A 17,580-nucleotide genomic window follows, 5' to 3' on the forward strand; every position below is an offset into this window, starting at 1 on the left:
ATTTATATATGAACGCATCTCAAATAGAAAAAAACGTAACAGCTTTAGTTAAAAACTTCAATAAAGAAGAATTTATATTCGATTTGCTGAAAGCCTACGGTATATCTAAAACATCTATTACACGTTTAAAAAAAGGAGACTTCAATTTATCTAAAGTTGAAGGAGAAGTACTTTATAAAAGTAAAATGCTTTTCAAAGAAGTTGCAGCTGGATCACTTCTAAATACTATTGATGAATTAACTAAAGATGTAGATTCTTTAAAGCACAATCCACGCTTTGTAATAGTTACAGATTACAAAACATTATTAGCCAAAGATATAAGAACAGGGTTAGCATTAGATACACCTATTCTAGAAATAGATAAACATTTTGGTTTCTTTTTACCATGGGCGGGTCAAGAAAAATACGCACAGAAGAACGAGAATTTCGCAGATAGAAAGGCATCTGAAAAGATGGCTAAAATGTACGACATACTAGTACAAGAAAACCCTAGTATATACGATGATGGAGGACATAACTTAAATATATTTCTATCTCGTTTACTCTTTTGCTTTTTTGCAGAAGACACAGATATTTTTCCTATTGAGGGAATGTTTACAGATACATTAGAGCAACATACTCAAAAAGATGGTAGCGATACACATACATTTTTAGATAGACTTTTTAAGGTTCTTAATACCGAAGATAATAGTAACGAAGCGTCTCATTTTAGAGAGTTCCCTTATGTGAATGGTGGTTTATTTAGAGACGACATTGTATCACCGAAGTTTACAAAAGAAGCTCGCAAGATAATTATTGAGTGCGGCGATTTGGATTGGAGCGAAATTAACCCAGATATTTTTGGTTCTATGATACAGGCAGTGGTAAACCCTGCTTATCGTAGTGGTTTAGGTATGCATTATACTTCTGTACCTAATATTATGAAGGTAATAGAACCTTTGTTTTTAAATGAACTAAACGAAGAATTTGAAAAGCACTTTAACGACGAAAAGAAACTAACTAAACTCATTAATAGAATTGCAAAAATTAAAGTGTTTGATCCTGCCTGTGGTAGTGGTAATTTTTTAATTATTGCCTATAAACAATTGAGGCGATTAGAAATAACCATTTTATCAAGAATCTATGAAATTACCAACCAACTTAATTTGGGTTTCCCAGATGTGTATACTAAAATTAAACTTTCTCAATTCTATGGTATAGAATTAGACGATTTTGCACACGAAATGGCAATTTTATCCTTATGGTTAGCAGAACACCAAATGAACAAAGAGTTTATTAGTGACCTTCACGATTATGGTAAAGCAGAAGACATTTTACCTTTAAAAGAAGCTGGTCATATAACACAAGGGAATGCTACACGCTTAGATTGGGAAGATACCTGTCCTAAAAATGATGATGATGAAATCTATATTTTGGGTAATCCGCCATATTTGGGCGCAAGATTACAGGACGTAAACCAAAAAAGAGATGTTGAATTAGCTTTTAGAGGTAGTAAAGAATATAAAGATTCAGATTATATAACTTGTTGGTTCATACTTGGTGCAGAATTTATCCGAAATTCAAAAAGTAAGTTGTCATATGTTTCAACCAATTCAATTTGTCAAGGCGAACAAGTAGCCTATTTATGGCCTAAAATATTTAATCAAAATATTGAAATAGACTTTGCTTATCCGTCTTTCAAATGGACCAATAATGCCAAAGGAAATGCCGGAGTAACTGTTGTAATTATAGGTATTAGGAATAATTCTTCTAATCCTAAATACTTAATATCAGGCAGTCATAAGGGTCAAGTAATAAATATCAATCCATATCTAACCGCTGGGCCAACTGTTTTCATAAATAAAAGGTCTAAACCCATTTCCTTTTTCTTGCCTCAAATGGTAATGGGTAGTATGGCAAGAGATGGTGGTAATCTTATTTTAACAACAGAGGAAAAAGAAAAACTGTTGCAAGTTGATAATAGTGCTTCAATTTTGTTACGTCCTTTATTCGGTTCTGCTGAGTTTATTCAAGGTAAAGAAAGATGGTGTCTTTGGATTAAAGATGATCAAAGAGAATTTGCCGAAAGTATTTCAAACATTAAAGAAAGAATCAATAAAGTTTTTGATTTTAGAGTTTCATCTAAAGCCAAAACAACGAATGGGTATTCTTCTATTCCTCATAAATTTGCTCAGCGTAGTCCAAGTGATGTTGAAGCTTTAATTATACCAAGAGTATCTTCAGAACTTAGAGAATATCTTCCTATAGGTTTTTTGGACAGTAATTGTATTGTATCAGACTCTGCGCAAGCCATATTCAACCCAGAACCATGGATTCTTGGGCTAATTAGTTCAAAAATTCATACTGTCTGGATAAAAGCAGTTGGAGGAAAATTGGAAACGAGGATTCGTTATTCTGCTAGCGTATGTTATAATACTTTTCCATTCCCTGAAATATCTCAAAAAAAAAAAGAACAAATTAATTTACACGTATTTGAAATATTAGAGAGAGAGAGAAAAACATTCAGGCAAAACTATGGCCCAACTCTATGACCCAAATAAAATGCCTAAAGGCTTAAAAGAAGCTCATCATCAATTAGATTTAGCAATAGAACGTTGTTATCGATTGAAACCATTTACTAGTGATACAGAGCGTTTAGAATATCTTTTTAAAGAATATGAAAAGATGATAAATAAAAATACCTTGTTAGAAAAACCTACAAGAACACGTAAAAAGAAAGCCTAATATATGCCAGATATAGTACATGTAAAATATCAACAAACAGGAAAAAGTAAAAGTACCAACGCATATGGTATGCGAGAAATGCAACAAAAAGCATTTGAGGCAAGAACAGCTCAATATTTATTAATTAAAGCACCTCCAGCTTCTGGTAAATCTCGTGCCTTAATGTTTATTGGTTTAGATAAGTTAATAAATCAAGATATAAAGAAAGTTATTGTTGCGGTGCCAGAGCGGTCTATTGGTAGTTCGTTTGCAAAAAACAGAATTAAAGAAGTTTGGCTTTTTCGCTGATTGGGAACCTAACCCTAGGTATAATTTATGTACCTGGAGTAGAAAAAAGTAAAGTAACAGCTTTTCTAAACTTTTTAGAAAGTGATGAAAAAATTCTAATCTGTACACACGCTACTTTACGTTTTGCTTTTGATGCAATAGACGAAAAACAACTGAATGATTGTTTATTGGCAATAGATGAATTTCACCATGTATCTGTTGATGGTGATAATAAATTAGGTGTTGTCTTAAGCAGTGTAATGGAGAAATCCAACGCACATGTAGTAGCAATGACAGGCTCTTTTTTTAGAGGAGATTCTGTACCAATATTATTACCTGAAGATGAAGCAAAATTTACAAAAGTAAAGTATGATTACTACCAACAATTAAATGGTTATGAGTATTTAAAATCATTAGGTATTGGATATCACTTTTATCAAGGAAAATATACATCTGCTATACATGAGATATTAGATGAAAGTAAAAAAACAATAATTCACATTCCAAGTGTAAATTCAGGTGAGTCTGAAAAGGACAAATATGAAGAGGTCAATAGAATTGTAGATGGATTAGGAGACCTAGATTATCAAGACCCAGACACGGGCGTTCTATATGTAATTAGTAAAGCTACGGGCAAAACTCTTAAGATTGCAGATTTAGTACACGACAACCCAAAAGACAGAGATAAGATACAAGAGTATTTACGTAATGTAAAAAGTGTAGATGATATAGATATTATCATAGCCTTAGGTATGGCAAAAGAAGGTTTTGATTGGCCCTATTGTGAACATGCATTAACCGTGGGCTATAGAGGTTCATTAACAGAGATCATTCAAATTATTGGTAGGGCAACAAGAGATAGTGAAAACAAATCGCACTCACAGTTTACCAATTTAATAGCACAACCAGATGCAGAAGATGATTTAGTAAAACTATCTGTCAATAATATGCTAAAAGCTATTACAGCATCTTTATTAATGGAGCAAGTGTTGGCTCCTAACTTTAAATTTAAGCCAAAGTTTCCAGAAGAAGGTGAAGAAGATGATTCTGAAGACGATGAAAACACGCTTAAAATAAATGGTTTCAAACTGCCAAGTTCTCAAAGAGCCAAAGATATTATTGAAAGTGATATTAATGATTTAAAGGCAAAAGTTATGCAAGACCAGCAGATGCTAAAAGCAATGCCTTGGCAATGTAGATCCTGAGGTTATTAATAAAGTATTGATACCTAAAATCATTAAAGAAACATACCCTGACTTAACAGATGAGGAGGTTGAGTCTGTTCGTCAACACTTAGTAGTAGATTCCGTTATAAAAAACGCTACCATAGAAGAAGTTGGCGACAAGCGTTTTATACGTATGGCAGATAGTTTTGTTAATATTGATGATATTAATATCGATTTAATAGACACAATCAATCCATTTCAAAAAGCATTTGAAATATTATCAAAATCTGTAACTGCGTCAGTATTCAAAGCAATTCAAGAAACTATTGATGCTACAAGAATAACAATGACCGATGAAGAAGCAATTATACTGTGGCCTAAAATTAAAAACTGGATACAAAAAACAGGTGAGCAACCAAGCATTCAATCTTTCGACCCCCAAGAAAGACGTTTGGCAGAGGCAATTATATTTTTAAAAGAGCAAAAGCGTAAAGCAAAAGCAAATGAGTAAAAAGAAATTAAGCCTTGACGATATTTTTAACGATGATGAGTTTGGAATTTTAGATTCTAAACCCAAAAACTCTAATGTAAAATCTGAAGATGAACGCTTAATTGAATCGTTCGAGGAAATCAATGCTTTTTTTGAAAAAAATGATCGTGAACCCGAAGCAACCAATGTCACCGAATTTAAACTCCTGTCAAGATTAAAGGCATTAAGGAAAGATGCTAAGAAAGTTGAAATATTGAAACCCTTTGACACACATAATCTTTTAAACACAAAAGAAGAAGTAAAGTCAGTAGCAGATATTTTAAACGATGATGATTTGGGTATTTTAGATACCGAGGAAACTGCTTCAATTTTTGAGTTAAAAAATGTACCTAGTTCAACAGAAAGAACTGCATCTGATTTTGTAGCTCATCGAAAGGCAATGAAAAACAAAGATTTTGTCCCCTACGAGGTTAAATTTAAAGAAGTACACAAGGAGTTAAGAGAGGGAAAAAGAAAACTTGTCAATTTCAATTATGAATCCTTAAAGCCCAATGAATACTATATCAATAATGGTGTTATGCTTTATTTGGAAAATGTGGATTGGGAGAAACAAATTCAAGAGTTTAAAAGTGGAATACATAATAGGCCAGATGGTAGAACTAAAACGATTTTTGAGAATGGTACACAATCAGAAATGATGTTTCAATCGTTGTATAAAGTCCTTCACGATAATGGTCAAATGGTAACGAACCCTGATTATTCCAATGAAGATGAACTTTTTAAAAACGCAAATATTTTAAACGAAGAAGATTTAGAAACTGGTTGGATATATATATTAAAATCTAAATCTAAGAAACCAGAAATAGCATCCATAACAGATTTATATAAAATAGGCTTCTCAACTGTTCCAGTTCAAGAACGTATTAGAAACGCAGCTAAAGAGCCAACTTATTTAATGGCAGACGTTACCATAGTAGATGGTTACAAGTGCTACAATATGAATACCCAAAAATTTGAACATTTACTTCATAGATTCTTTGCTGAAGTATGCCTAAACATCGATGTATTTGATGATAAAGGACGTAGAATTACCCCTAGAGAATGGTTTGTTGCCCCATTGCCAATAATAGAAAAAGTTATTCAATTGATTTTGTCTGGCGATATTATTAAATGGCAATATGATAGTCAATTACAAACTCTAAAAGAAAAATAAAATGGATTTTGAGGTAACGTTCCAACAGGGTGGCTTTATTGAGTTTGAAGAAACGGGAATGTATCCTAGGCATATACTTTTTTATTCTAGAAAATTAAAACGAAACTGGCGTTTCAAAATGATTGGGGAAACACAATCTGGAGTGTTAAAATTAAATAAAATTTCTGCCTATAGATATGTGTTTTCAACAGATTTGAGTTGTAAAATCCAAGCGATTGGGGAAGGGGATAGTGAATGGTATGAGCCAGAGTACATCGTTAATGAGATGAGGGATTAATTTTTTTCAGGTTTTTTTGGAAACGCAGAAGCTGCCAGTTTTATAAACGTATTTATTTTCAACTATTTGAGTTTTGCTAATCAATTTCATAGGTGGGTGTAATTTGTTAGACTAAGTCCTTAATGAATATTTAAAATTTATGAATTTAGAAAAGGTTACAGATAGCATAGATCAACTCATTAACAATATAGTAGCTGAAATTACGGACGAATCCATAAATCATTCTTATGGCTATAAGTTTGTATTTAATACTAATACCTTAGAAAAGTATAAGAATGGTATTAATGAAGCTTATGATAGAGAAGTATTTTTTTATTTATTTGAAAAGCTAGAAGAAATGAAAAATCACTGTCTTTACTGGTTTGAAATTGAAGATAAAGAAAAAAGAGATACACTTATAGAGTTATTAAATAACTATAGAAAGAATAAAAATAACGAAGGTTATAGAAATGTTCCGGCTAAAGCTTTAAAAGCGTACGAGGGTTCTCAAAGCAATGTAATTTACGTTGGAATTAGGACAGGTAAGGGAGAAAAAACAAAACAAAAACATTCTAATATTGCTGGGCGTATTAATCAACATTTAGGTTATTATGGTACGGATGCAACACAGGGGTTGCAATTATCCAGCTATGCCAGTGGCCTTGACATCAATATAACTTTGAAAGTATTTGGGTTTAGTAATTTACGAGATGATTATTTAAAGCTTTTAGAAAAAGCAGTTGCTAGGCATTTTAAACCTCACTGCGGCAGACATTAAATGTTTAATAGTTTATACAAATTATACAGAAACAGTAGTATTAAGAATCCATTAGAGGATTTTAATACTGAATCTTTTGCGGGCATTCTCAAAATGCACCCTGATATTTGTGCTGCTTTTTGTTCAGGGTTTTTGAATCTGCCAGAAGAGGAGTATACAGTTGATACACAATATTTTCAGGATATACCCAACGAACCCAATTGCTTTATAGACTTAGTTTTTATTGGCGATACTAATGTTTGCTTTGTAGAAAACAAAGTTGAATCTTCAGAAGGAGATAAACAGTTGGAACGCTATGCTAAGGCGTTAATTAAACATCACGATGGAAAAGGCAAGTATTTACGGTATTGCACAAAATATTCTGACCCTAAGAATATTAATGAAGATTTTCATAAAGTCAATGTTGACTTTTCCCAATTTAGATGGTATGAAGTAGCAAAATTTTTGCAAACATTTGAAGATAAGCCAGTAGTAAATTTATACTTAGAATTTTTAAAAGAACATAAAATGGCGCAAGACAACACTTTAAGGAGCGATAATCTAATTGCTATGGAAAGTATGCGAAAAACTATTGAAATTGTTGAATTTCATGTAGACAACAGCAAACCGGAATTTACCGAGAGATTTGGCAAAGTCGATTATAACAAGAACTTTAATTGGGACCAAATTAGAAATCACAATAGAATTGTGTACTTGGTGCAGAAGGAGTTACCATCAAAGACGGACAAGTTGTCTGAAATATTATATGGTATTGAGTTTGAAAATTTAAAAATGATTACCCGAATTCTTATATATAAGGAAAATGAACATTTTACAACTTATATTAATTTAGAAAATTCTTCAGAATTTAAAAAAATTGAATACGATATTGGTACTGTTTTTCAATTAGAGGAGGATTTAGGAAGGTTTTTAAACAAAGAAAATGCGGATAAAGAAATCCAAAATTGGTTTACAAGTAGTTTTGAGAAATTAGATTTTTTTATTAACCTGCACAAGTAATTGTCTTGGCGTTTTATAAATTGAGCTTTAAAATCTTAAAGATATTTTTAAAGAATTGGTAATCAAATTAGGTGTCAATTACCTCTTTCTTAATACAGTATCTTTTCTGCTCAGTGTATAATTCATAATCTAAATAAGTACATAAATTGTCTTATATAAAAGGGATCAAACCCTTTATTTCTATTTTACAGATATCCGTAACCAACAAAATCTATTTGTATTAATTTCGTTCCATAATAAATTATTCTATGGTTAGAAAACCGCTTTTTTATCTACTTATCTTTTTTTGTTTTAGTGGATTCGCACAAGAACAAATAAGCCTTATATCTTGGAACATAAGAGACTTTGGAAGAACAAAAAACAGTGAAGAATTAGATAGAATGGCAGATATACTGCGTGATGCCGATATTGTAGCCATACAAGAAGTGGTGTCCGGTTATGGTGGTGCCCAAGCAGTGGCAAAACTTGCCGATAATCTTAATAGAAAAGGAGCTAAATGGGATTATGTAATTAGCAACCCTACCCACAGTTCTAAATATGTTACCGAACGTTATGCCTTTATTTGGAAGACCAAGAACATAAAAATTAAGAATAGGGGAGAACTTATAACCGAATTAGATTCGCTTGTAGACCGAGAACCATTCTTCCTTGATTTTTTTATTAAAGGACAAAAGTTGACTGTTTTAAATTTTCACTCTAGGCCGCATGATAAAAATCCCGAAGCAGAGATTACTGCAATTACACAATACCTTCTAAGTTTAGATATAAAAAGCCCTTTAGTTTTAGCTGGGGATTTTAATGTAAATGAGAAAGATTCGGTTTTCACTCCACTTAAGGAAGCTGGATTTAAAGCGAGTATAGTAAATAGGAAAACAACTTTAAAAAGTGTATGTAAAAACAATGTGTATGTAAACCATGCTATTGACAATATTTTCTATTCCCCGCAGATATCAAAATTAGAAGGCAAAGTAGTTGACTTTGTAAAATTTTGCGAGAACTTAATAAGTGCTCGGCAACTTTCTGATCATTTACCCGTACTGTTGGAGTTTGAAATTGAATAAGAAGTAAAAGGGCTGTACTTTAAAAGTACAGCCCCAATATTTTAAAAGTGTATCTATCCACGTGGGGGTGTTGTTGGTGGATTTCCGTCGTCACCTTCGGTAGCTTGGGTATGATATAAATTATCTGTTTCCGAGGTAGTTTGGTCTTCGCAGGAAAATAGAAATGTATTAAAAACTATGACTGTTATGGCTAAAAATATTCGCTTCATCTTATTGAATTTTCTGGACATGCCGGTGGCCGTCCGAGTTTATACTCAGTTATTTTTGCGATGAATACATCGCGTAAAAAATGAAGGGACGTCTCCCGGTTTTGAGAAGTGGAAATCCGAATACAGTGGTTAGAAACCTACTTCTCAATCGGTCTTTTTGCCGACTGTATTCCGGGACTTCCTTATGAAATGATTTTTCTAGAAACGCTATGGTAGCAATGCATAGCGGCAATCATCTCGAAGACAAAGTAAATGAGAAGAGATTTTAATCTATGGAGAAACGATGGAAAAGAAATTCCGGAAAATAAGTTCCATGGAATTGCTATAATCAGTAGTTTTAGACACCAAACCAACCAACTTTATGTCACTAGAAATTTTAAACCTTGCTTTTAAAAAAGCGGAGAAGGAAATAGGATCAAATAAAAAGACGCATTTGGCTCAACACCTTTCTGATGTCTTACAGGACGATTATAACTATACAATTAGTGAGCGTACCCTGCGAGACTATTATACCAAAATCCATAAAAGAGAAGTTGGTCCTCAAGATGATTTGAAACCTAAACTCATAGAGCCTTTGTGTCAATATTTAGGGTTTGCGAATTATGCGGAATTTCTAAAATCTACTGAGGAAGAAAAAAGTGTTGATGACGTTGTAACCACTCCAATTAAAAAGAAGCCAAACAAAAAGTGGTTGGTAGCGTTGTTGATTTTCTTATGTATTGGTTTAGCCATAATTTTTCTAATGCCAGAAAGGAAACCTGATACCAAAGATTCTGAAACTATCATATCTGCTAATTGTATGACATGGGCAGATTCAACCTACGTTAAGGTTTCCTGTGATAAAGGACCATATTCTAAATATGGTACAAAGGTGATTCCGTATGTGGAAAGTGAATTTAAAAACTTAAAAAAGATTCAGGTTTATTTGGCCTATGATTTTTTCAATGAGAAAGGCGAACCATTGGTTTGGTATTTTAGAAATGAAGACAAAGTATATGAGTTTTTCTCCTATCCAGGTTTACATCCCGTCAGCGGAAAAACATTGAAAGCAGTAACTCCTTATATTGTTCAGAAGCATGTTCCCCTGCACAATAATAATGTAGATTCTTTTGTGGAGTAACTATAAAATTTGAATTGTATAAAAAGAAGATGGAGTAATGAGAAACAGGAAGTGATATGTAGGGGCTAAATAATGTTTTATTAGCTGAAGGTAGGTTCGTAATATCTAGAGGAACCTCACTAAAATACTACTCCCCAATCAAATTCTTTTTCAACCGTAAAGGAAGTTCTGCTTCTTGATTGATAAGTTTTTGTCCCGTTATTATCTTTTTGTAGTTCAAAGTTATCATACAACCCTCCTAAAGGTGTAAAAGCTTGGTATTTTATGGTGTTTTTAGATACCGTAATTATCTGGAAAAGTTGGGTATACTCGCCGCGACGTGCCATCCAATCCTGATCTTGCGATTCGTACATTTTTGGACCGCTAACCGATACGGCATAAATAGTTCCCACATCGGAAATAATGGTTTTGCCTTGGTCCTTATTTAAATCATTACCGCGAGCGTAGGTGTGATCATGTCCTTGCAATACCAAGTCTACCTTATACTGGTCAATCAAAGGCTTTAGTGCTTCCCGTAGTTCCTTATTATCGCGTCCTTTTGCCGTAGAATAGATAGGGTAGTGCATAAAAAGTGTAACCCATTTACGGGTGTTCGTGGAGAGGGTTTCTTTTAACCATTTCATTACCTCTTTACGGGATTCAGGGTGCTCGTCAAAATGTTCTGCATCAAAAGAAATCAGCTTCATGTTTTGATAATCTAGGGTATAGTAGGTCTCCATTTCCTCCAATTGAGGTCCATTTTGTGGCAAATTGAACTGGGGGCTCCATAGGCTGGATAGCTTACCGTCTGTATATTCATGATTGCCCGGTGTCATTACGCTTGGTACCGTAGCATGAATGTAGCTTCCCGCATAGAACCATTCGCCCCATTCTTCGTTGGATTCACTGTGGTTGATCAAATCTCCGGCATGGAGCATAAAATCAACATCCGGCACCATTTTGTAAGATTTACGAATGACTCGGGACCACATAGATTTTACATCGTTCTGTGCATCTCCAAAATATACGAAGCTAAAAGGCTCATCTATATCCTTACTTGGCATTTCTATTTGAAACCACTCGCTCCAAGTATTAGCATTCGGTGCTCCATAACCAACGCGATATACATAAGTTTTTCCCGGCTGAAGACCATCTACTAAAGCTGAATGGTATGCCGCTTGTACTTTAGGTTCGTTATCCCTAGTATTTTCGTTTTCAAATAGCTGCGTGGTAGCCAAGATACTTCGAGAATTACCGGGTAGCCTCAGTTCTGGCCCATGGGATTCTAGGGCAACTTCTACAAAAGCGGAATCTACAGATTGTTCGGTTCGCCAATTTACCGCAAAACTATGAGAGGGGTCTGCAGTTAGGTTGATAATAATGCGATCAGGAACTTCAGAAGGAAAGATGAGTTTATGACCTACTACGTTGGTATGTGATTTATAATGGCTGTGACCATGTGTTTTAAGGTCTTCGTTTTCTTGAGCAGAACCATTGCTTACGATTAATAAAGAAAGAAGGCTTAAAAAGGAAGTAATAGGTCTTAGTTTCATCTGATGCAAAATTATAGTTTAGGTAACACTACTTTTCAATTAAAAGAAATTCATGCAATTCCTTTGGAAGGTCCGTTTGAATGATATTGATGTTTTTTTGCTGTAATAAGGCATTAAAACCAGAATTTCTCTCTGCTTTTTCCAAAGCATCATATTTTCCCAAAGCATTCATCCATACCCGTACGTTAGCATCTAATATACGTTTCATAAGTGCGTCATCATAAAAACTTTCGTCTACATGAATAACTTTAATGTAATCCCACTTTAGTATTTCCTCTACTTCGTCTAGATTATGTGCTCTGGGCATGATTTGAATGGCAGGACTTTTTTTATGAAGTTTTGGCGATAGTTTATGGTCGTATAAAAAGAAGATAATCTGGTCTTCCATTTTATGCTTTTTGATAAGAGCTAGAGCTTTATCAATATGCTTTGGGGAAGCCTTAAAATCCACATCAATTAACATTTTTCCTTTCGCTTCTAATAATACTTCTTCAAAAGTGGGAACTATTTCTTCGGTTAAGGCCTCATTGTGTTTAAGACGAAGGTCCCGTATTTCATCAAACTTTAAACGTTCTACCTTACCGGTACCATTGGTGGTTCGGTCTACGGTTCGGTCGTGTATCACTACCAATTTATCATCCTTGGTAACCCGGATATCCAATTCAACAATTTCTATTCCCAAGCGGATACTCTCACGAATAGCAGCAATTGAATTTTCTGGATAATTCTGGTGAGCGGCCCTATGGGCCGCTACTAGAATCTTTTCTGGTCTATGATTAAAATCGTATAAAATACTATCTGCCTTGGTTGTTTGAGAGTAACATTGGGTAATGCACACAAAAGCAAATAGAACAGTGCTAAGGCCTATTTTTAGATTTATTTTCATCATTTTAATTTACTGTTTTCATAGTTCTTAGGCCTTTGCTCTCTAAATACTGAATGAGTTCTGCAGGTCTATCCGTCATGATGGCATTGGCTCCTTGTTTCACTAACCAGCCCCAAGCTTTATCGGGGCCTTCCAATAATGCCATTTCATCGGTTCTACCTGCACACAGCTCATCCCAAAGGGCAATGGCCAAAAAGCCATCTCCATTAGTTTTCATTTGTGATTTGGCTATTAAAAGGGGTTCAGCTTCTTCAGTGTCGAAGATGGTTTTGTAGTAAAACGGATTAATGTCTTTTTCAAACCCTTGGTATAGCTCTTTTACCTTTGGATTTTTGTACCAAAGTTTGGGCATGTATATAATACTATCCATAAGAGAACCATATTTTTGGCGCATCACCTTAATATCATCATTACCTTTAAAAATAGCATGGTCTACGGTTCCGGTATTTTTTAAAACTTCATAGGATTCCCTAACCCATTTACTTTCCGTTTTATCCAAATTCACCATCACCTTTCCTTTTACCAAGTTCATAACCTCCTCTAGCGTGGGCACTTGTTGGTTGGAATGTCTAACTCCAGCAGCATTTTTTAGGCGGAATTGTTTTATTTCGGCCAATGTCAATTCACTAACTTTTCCACTTCCGTTAGTTGTTCTATTAACCGTGGTGTCATGCATAGCCACTAGATAACCATCTTTGGTAAGTCTAAAATCCAATTCAATTACATCAATACCTAAGTCAATACATCGTTGAATGGCCATTAATGAATTTTCCGGTGCATAACGCCAATCTCCCCTATGGGAAATAGCCACAATGTATTCCGCTGTCGGATTTTTAAGTTGATATAAAATTTGCGCTGCCTTGCTTTGGGATGCGTTGTGGGACTCTTGTCCCACAACTATTTGCATTCCGAAAAGCAAAAACAAAAGCACTTTTGCTGTATGTATTATCTTGTTCTTCATGTTCTATTCTTAGTATCCTGGATTTTGAACCAATGCCGGATCTGCCGCAATTTGACTTGCAGGCAACGGTAGTAATAATTTATTGACATCTGTGATGCCCAAAACGGACTGTGCGCGGCCTTGACGTAAGAGATCAAACCAACGGTGACCTTCCCAAACCAATTCTAAACGTCTCTGTAAATCTATTTCCGCAAATACCGAAGTCTTATCGGTTGAACCACTAAAATCCCCAAGATTTGCTCTGTTTCGAATTTCGTTCAAGTAATCAACCGCCGTGGTAGAGTTGTCAAATTCATTTTCAATTTCAGCCAACATTAGAAGCACATCTGCATAGCGTAGTACGGTCCAGTCACTAGGAGAGTCACCAACTACAGTTGTAGGTACTGCAATTTTGTTAGTGTAGGCCAGTCCTGATTCCAACACCCCCACGTAGACATTTTTACGAGTATCAACATCCTCGTAAAGAGAGAAAAAATCTGGTTTAAGAACTCCGTGTCCTTTTGTGCCAGATAGTCCACCATCCTGCCTTCCAGTAGGGTTAAACATCCTATAGGCATCAGAACCTTCACTATTAGAATTTGTTCCAGAGGCAAACTGAACAACAAAAATCAACTCCTCGTTTAGCTCATTGTCAGGAGAAAAAACTTCATTTACGGGAACCAACTTATGAGCTTTAGCTGCTACAACTTTAAGTAGGCTAGACTTGGCGTTGGCATAGTCTCCCAAGGTTAAGTGAACCTTTCCCAAAAGAGTTTGAGCAGCAGTCTTTACAACCCTACCTTTATTACTATCATTACGGATAGGAAGATTCTTTTCAGCCTCGGTTAAATCTGCGATAATCTGCTTATAAACTTCGGATACTGCTGCTCTTGTTTGTCCAAAATACTCTTGTGGATTTTCAACTTCGTCAGTTACTAGAGGTACATCACCAAAGGTTCTAACAAGGTTAAAGTAAAGAAGCGATCTGATAAAAAGCATTTCGCCAATTCTAGCCTGTTTTGTTTCAGGAGCCTCAAAATCAACTTCTTGAATCCGATTTAGAACAATGTTGGTTCGTTGAATACCTTGGTAGCTATCTTTCCAAACATTGGCAACTAAACTACTCTGAGGTATTACTATAAAATCATCTAGCATACCGTAAACGCCACCATCATTTGCCGGAGTCTCATCGTAGGCGTCTTCACCTGGCAATTCTCCCACAGCGGGCATGGCCGTGTCATAAACGCCTGTAAATTGCAGTGTAGCGAATACTGCATTTACAGCTTCTTCCATTTCAGCTTCATTCGAATAAAAGTTATCCGCAACCTTGGTGGTAGAAGGGTTTTGTATTAATTCTTTTTCACAGCTTATTAAGCCCAGAGCAGCAATTGCAATAGTTAGATATATATACTTTTTCATTTTTTAGCTTTTTAATATGTGATTTTTAAACCAATAGTGTAGGTTTTTGAAATAGGATAGTTTCCACCAGTGTTATAACCTGATGTTAAAATATCGCTTGAAGTTCCATCAGGATTCCAGCCTCTCCATTTTGTTGCTGTGAATAAATTGTTACCGGAAAAATACACCTGTAAACCAGAAAGCTTGATTCTGTCCAACAAATCCTTTTGGAAATTATACCCTAATCTTAGGTCTCTAAATCTTAGGTAGTCACCATTATTTTCCTCTACAGTAACAGAACTTCTCAAAATTTTTCTTGAGTTGGAGTAATTACCAAAATTTGGTTGTCCTAAAAATCCATCAGGATTGTTTACTGGGTGATATCTGTTGTTAAAATAATAGGTGTTTGGTACTCCAAATCCTTCTCCAGATTCAGTTATAGAACTTAAATCACCATCAAGAAGGGTTCTTCCTTCCACTCCAATAAAATTAGCACTCATGGTAAACCCTTTATAATCTAGGTTAATACCAAAGCCGTAAGTAAAATCAGGAGCGTAGGTACCTTTTGAAATTTTATCTTCATCGTCTATTACCCCGTCATTGTTAATATCCACAACTCTTAAATCTCCAGTTAAAGTTCCGTCCAAGTGTGGTGTGCTATCTATTTCATCTTGGGTTTTGAATACACCGTCTAAAGTGTAACCATAAATTTCCGCAATGGGCCGTCCGATCTGTGTTGTGAACAATTGGTCTCTACCCGTAGCAATTTTATCCTGTCCTGGTCCTAATGCCAGCACCTTATTTTCATAAGAAGTAAGGTTCGCATTAAAGCCAACCATAAGGTCTCCTAAATAAAAACCGTTTCCGGATAGTTGAAATTCCCAACCTTGATTTTCCATTTCGCCAATGTTGGCTAATACGTTGTCATAACCAGTTTGCTGAGGAACGGGAACATCTAAGAGTAAGTCTTTCGTATTCGTTTTGTAATAGGCCATATTGAAGTTCAATTTATTGTTGAACAACCCAAGGTCTAAACCAATATTCAGGGAAGAAGCAACCTCCCATCCTAAATCAGGATTTGGAGCCGATGTTGTGATGTAACCCGGAGCAATACCACCACCAAATACGTAATTGGAATCGGTTACAAGTGCTTTTGAAGCATATGTTCCAATCTGATTATTACCAGTTTGTCCCCAGCTGGCCGAAACTTTACCAAACGTTACTATATCGTTTTGTGGAAAAAAGTTTTCTCTAGAGAAGACCCAGCCGGCAGCTATAGAAGGGAAATTACCCCATCTATTATTTATGCCAAACCTTGACGATCCGTCACGGCGAATTGCTGCCGTTAATAGATATTTAGAATCAAAATCATATTGTAAACGCGCCAAGTAGGATTCCAAAGTCCAAATTCCAACATCTGCAGAAGCAGTAAAAGCACTGGCTCCTGCTATATTTTGGATATTGTCATCAGCAAATCCAGTAGCAATGACCCTTGTGTAATCGGTATTTTCCTTCTGAAAAGTATACCCTCCTAATACATTGAGATGGTGTTTTCCAAAGCTTTTGTCATAGGTCAAAGTGTTTTCTAACAGATAGTTAATTTTGTTCTGTTTTTGCTGTTCACCATTAGCATCTGCCCGTGGAGCAGGGGTTCTGTAAGAACCTACGCCAATTGGGTAGTAGTAATCGCGAACATAAGAATCGTAATCTCCACCTAAAGAGAAACGATAGGTTAATCCATCCAAAATTTCAGCATCAATAAATGCATTACCAAAGATTCTAAAACGTTTTTTAACATCGGTTATAAGATTGGCAGTTGCAACAAGGTTTTCTACAGGAGTACCGTTAATACGAACACCTTCTATTTCATGTTGTTCGTTAACTAATTGGTCACTAATATTAATACTGCCATCTGCATTATATGCTTCATAAAAGGAAAGCTAAGTGGGAGCAGACCTAGAACACCATTACTTCTACTACCTTGGTCAACTGAGTTTTCAATAGAATAAGTAGGCTTTAAATTGATGCCAAACTTCACTTTTTTTGAAATTTGGCTTTGTAGGTTAACTGAACCCGAGTAGCGCTTAAAATCTGTACCGACAACAACACCTTCTTGGTCATAGTATCCCAAGGATGTGTAGTAAGTGGTTTTTTCATTTCCACCAGAAACAGATAGTGCATAGTTAGATACAGCGGCATTTCTAAAGCCTTGATCTTTCCAATTAGTATTAACCAGTCCCGATTCACCATTTAGATAAGGAGTAAGTTCTGGCAAGAACAATTCACGCCCATCTATTTGTTTTCCTTCTATAAGCTTAGTAACTCTAACGGAGTTTGGATCCGTTTCACTTCTATTGGTTGGGTCTTTAGAAACATAACCCCAGTTTCTTGCCTCAGTTAAATATTGTGCGAACTCGTATCCATCTATAAGTTCTACTCCGGAGCTTTGTTGTTGTACCCCACCGTAGGTTTCTAAAGTAACCGTTGTCTTTTGGTTTTGTGTACCAGACTTGGTGGTAATCAAGATAACACCATTTGCTG

General features: G+C 35.2%; 16 protein-coding genes and 1 pseudogene. 10 read left to right on the forward strand and 7 right to left on the reverse strand.

The features are described from left to right. The first annotated feature begins 8 nt into the window (after positions 1 to 8). From Q5W13_RS18435 to Q5W13_RS18480, 9 genes and pseudogenes are all read left to right on the forward strand, one after another. Positions 9 to 2,724 (forward strand): annotated as a pseudogene (locus tag Q5W13_RS18435) (class I SAM-dependent DNA methyltransferase). A gap of 3 nt (positions 2,725 to 2,727) precedes the next feature. Continuing rightward, a complete protein-coding gene (locus tag Q5W13_RS18445; RefSeq protein WP_304444021.1) occupies positions 2,728 to 3,012 on the forward strand; it encodes a hypothetical protein in 285 nt (94 codons plus the stop codon). Further along, on the forward strand, positions 2,997 to 4,196 hold the full coding sequence (locus tag Q5W13_RS18450) for a DEAD/DEAH box helicase (protein WP_304444022.1): 1,200 nt from the start codon (positions 2,997 to 2,999) through the stop codon (positions 4,194 to 4,196). The genes Q5W13_RS18445 and Q5W13_RS18450 overlap by 16 nt, the downstream gene beginning before the upstream one ends. Before the next feature lie 16 nt (positions 4,197 to 4,212). Next, positions 4,213 to 4,668, forward strand: coding sequence for a hypothetical protein (locus Q5W13_RS18455; RefSeq protein WP_304444023.1), 456 nt, complete (start codon positions 4,213 to 4,215; stop codon positions 4,666 to 4,668). Further along, the gene (locus tag Q5W13_RS18460; RefSeq protein WP_304444024.1) at positions 4,661 to 5,860 is read left to right on the forward strand and encodes a GIY-YIG nuclease family protein; all 1,200 of its coding nucleotides are present in this window, start codon (positions 4,661 to 4,663) and stop codon (positions 5,858 to 5,860) included. Before Q5W13_RS18455 ends, Q5W13_RS18460 begins: the two co-directional genes overlap by 8 nt. Position 5,861: 1 nt before the next feature. Further along, positions 5,862 to 6,137, forward strand: coding sequence for a hypothetical protein (locus Q5W13_RS18465; protein WP_304444025.1), 276 nt, complete (start codon positions 5,862 to 5,864; stop codon positions 6,135 to 6,137). A 139-nt stretch (positions 6,138 to 6,276) separates the two neighbouring features. Next, positions 6,277 to 6,894: a hypothetical protein gene (locus Q5W13_RS18470; protein WP_304444026.1), complete on the forward strand. Its 618-nt coding sequence runs from the start codon at positions 6,277 to 6,279 to the stop codon at positions 6,892 to 6,894. Then, a complete protein-coding gene (locus Q5W13_RS18475; protein WP_304444027.1) occupies positions 6,895 to 7,893 on the forward strand; it encodes a PD-(D/E)XK nuclease family protein in 999 nt (332 codons plus the stop codon). It abuts the gene before it with no gap. 380 nt (positions 7,894 to 8,273) lie between these two features. Then, positions 8,274 to 8,954, forward strand: a complete 681-nt coding sequence (locus Q5W13_RS18480) for an endonuclease/exonuclease/phosphatase family protein (RefSeq protein WP_304444028.1) — start codon at positions 8,274 to 8,276, stop codon at positions 8,952 to 8,954. A 53-nt stretch (positions 8,955 to 9,007) separates the two neighbouring features. On the opposite strand, the gene Q5W13_RS18485 is transcribed toward Q5W13_RS18480, so the two are convergent. After that, entirely contained in the window at positions 9,008 to 9,163 is a 156-nt protein-coding gene (locus Q5W13_RS18485) for a hypothetical protein (RefSeq protein ID WP_155596093.1), read from the reverse strand. A gap of 361 nt (positions 9,164 to 9,524) precedes the next feature. Here Q5W13_RS18485 and Q5W13_RS18490 point away from each other — a divergent pair, with 361 nt between their 5' ends. Further along, positions 9,525 to 10,283, forward strand: a complete 759-nt coding sequence (locus Q5W13_RS18490; protein ID WP_304444029.1) for a hypothetical protein — start codon at positions 9,525 to 9,527, stop codon at positions 10,281 to 10,283. Positions 10,284 to 10,402: 119 nt separating this feature from the next. Here Q5W13_RS18490 and Q5W13_RS18495 read toward each other — a convergent pair whose 3' ends face one another. The 6 genes from Q5W13_RS18495 to Q5W13_RS18520 are packed head-to-tail and all read right to left on the reverse strand — an operon-like array spanning position 10,403 to position 17,563. Next, positions 10,403 to 11,815, reverse strand: coding sequence for a purple acid phosphatase family protein (locus Q5W13_RS18495; RefSeq protein ID WP_304444030.1), 1,413 nt, complete (start codon positions 11,813 to 11,815; stop codon positions 10,403 to 10,405). Between the two features lie 28 nt (positions 11,816 to 11,843). Further along, positions 11,844 to 12,704, reverse strand: coding sequence for a glycerophosphodiester phosphodiesterase family protein (locus Q5W13_RS18500; protein WP_304444031.1), 861 nt, complete (start codon positions 12,702 to 12,704; stop codon positions 11,844 to 11,846). Between the two features lies 1 nt (position 12,705). Next, positions 12,706 to 13,662: a glycerophosphodiester phosphodiesterase family protein gene (locus Q5W13_RS18505; protein WP_304444032.1), complete on the reverse strand. Its 957-nt coding sequence runs from the start codon at positions 13,660 to 13,662 to the stop codon at positions 12,706 to 12,708. Between the two features lie 9 nt (positions 13,663 to 13,671). Continuing rightward, positions 13,672 to 15,060 carry a RagB/SusD family nutrient uptake outer membrane protein gene (locus Q5W13_RS18510; RefSeq protein ID WP_304444033.1) on the reverse strand — a complete coding sequence of 463 codons (1,389 nt, stop codon included), beginning with the start codon at positions 15,058 to 15,060 and terminating at the stop codon, positions 13,672 to 13,674. Between the two features lie 11 nt (positions 15,061 to 15,071). Beyond that, positions 15,072 to 16,943: a SusC/RagA family TonB-linked outer membrane protein gene (locus Q5W13_RS18515; protein WP_368662573.1), complete on the reverse strand. Its 1,872-nt coding sequence runs from the start codon at positions 16,941 to 16,943 to the stop codon at positions 15,072 to 15,074. Further along, positions 16,922 to 17,563, reverse strand: a complete 642-nt coding sequence (locus Q5W13_RS18520) for a hypothetical protein (protein WP_304444034.1) — start codon at positions 17,561 to 17,563, stop codon at positions 16,922 to 16,924. Before Q5W13_RS18520 ends, Q5W13_RS18515 begins: the two co-directional genes overlap by 22 nt. Between the last annotated feature and the right edge of the window lie 17 nt (positions 17,564 to 17,580).

Source organism: Zobellia laminariae, assembly GCF_030553095.1.
Taxonomy (GTDB): Bacteria; Bacteroidota; Bacteroidia; order Flavobacteriales; family Flavobacteriaceae; genus Zobellia; species Zobellia laminariae.

Excerpts from the sequence above, each read along its gene's own strand:
- Q5W13_RS18500 (WP_304444031.1), bottom strand. The coding sequence starts at position 12,704 with ATGATGAAAATAAATCTAAAAATAGGCCTTAGCACTGTTCTATTTGCT.
- Q5W13_RS18505 (WP_304444032.1), bottom strand. The coding sequence starts at position 13,662 with ATGAAGAACAAGATAATACATACAGCAAAAGTGCTTTTGTTTTTGCTT.
- Q5W13_RS18470 (WP_304444026.1), top strand. The coding sequence starts at position 6,277 with ATGAATTTAGAAAAGGTTACAGATAGCATAGATCAACTCATTAACAAT.
- Q5W13_RS18490 (WP_304444029.1), top strand. The coding sequence starts at position 9,525 with ATGTCACTAGAAATTTTAAACCTTGCTTTTAAAAAAGCGGAGAAGGAA.
- Q5W13_RS18475 (WP_304444027.1), top strand. The coding sequence starts at position 6,895 with ATGTTTAATAGTTTATACAAATTATACAGAAACAGTAGTATTAAGAAT.
- Q5W13_RS18510 (WP_304444033.1), bottom strand. The coding sequence starts at position 15,060 with ATGAAAAAGTATATATATCTAACTATTGCAATTGCTGCTCTGGGCTTA.
- Q5W13_RS18480 (WP_304444028.1), top strand. The coding sequence starts at position 8,274 with ATGGCAGATATACTGCGTGATGCCGATATTGTAGCCATACAAGAAGTG.
- Q5W13_RS18460 (WP_304444024.1), top strand. The coding sequence starts at position 4,661 with ATGAGTAAAAAGAAATTAAGCCTTGACGATATTTTTAACGATGATGAG.
- Q5W13_RS18495 (WP_304444030.1), bottom strand. The coding sequence starts at position 11,815 with ATGAAACTAAGACCTATTACTTCCTTTTTAAGCCTTCTTTCTTTATTA.
- Q5W13_RS18445 (WP_304444021.1), top strand. The coding sequence starts at position 2,728 with ATGCCAGATATAGTACATGTAAAATATCAACAAACAGGAAAAAGTAAA.
- Q5W13_RS18485 (WP_155596093.1), bottom strand. The coding sequence starts at position 9,163 with ATGAAGCGAATATTTTTAGCCATAACAGTCATAGTTTTTAATACATTT.
- Q5W13_RS18465 (WP_304444025.1), top strand. The coding sequence starts at position 5,862 with ATGGATTTTGAGGTAACGTTCCAACAGGGTGGCTTTATTGAGTTTGAA.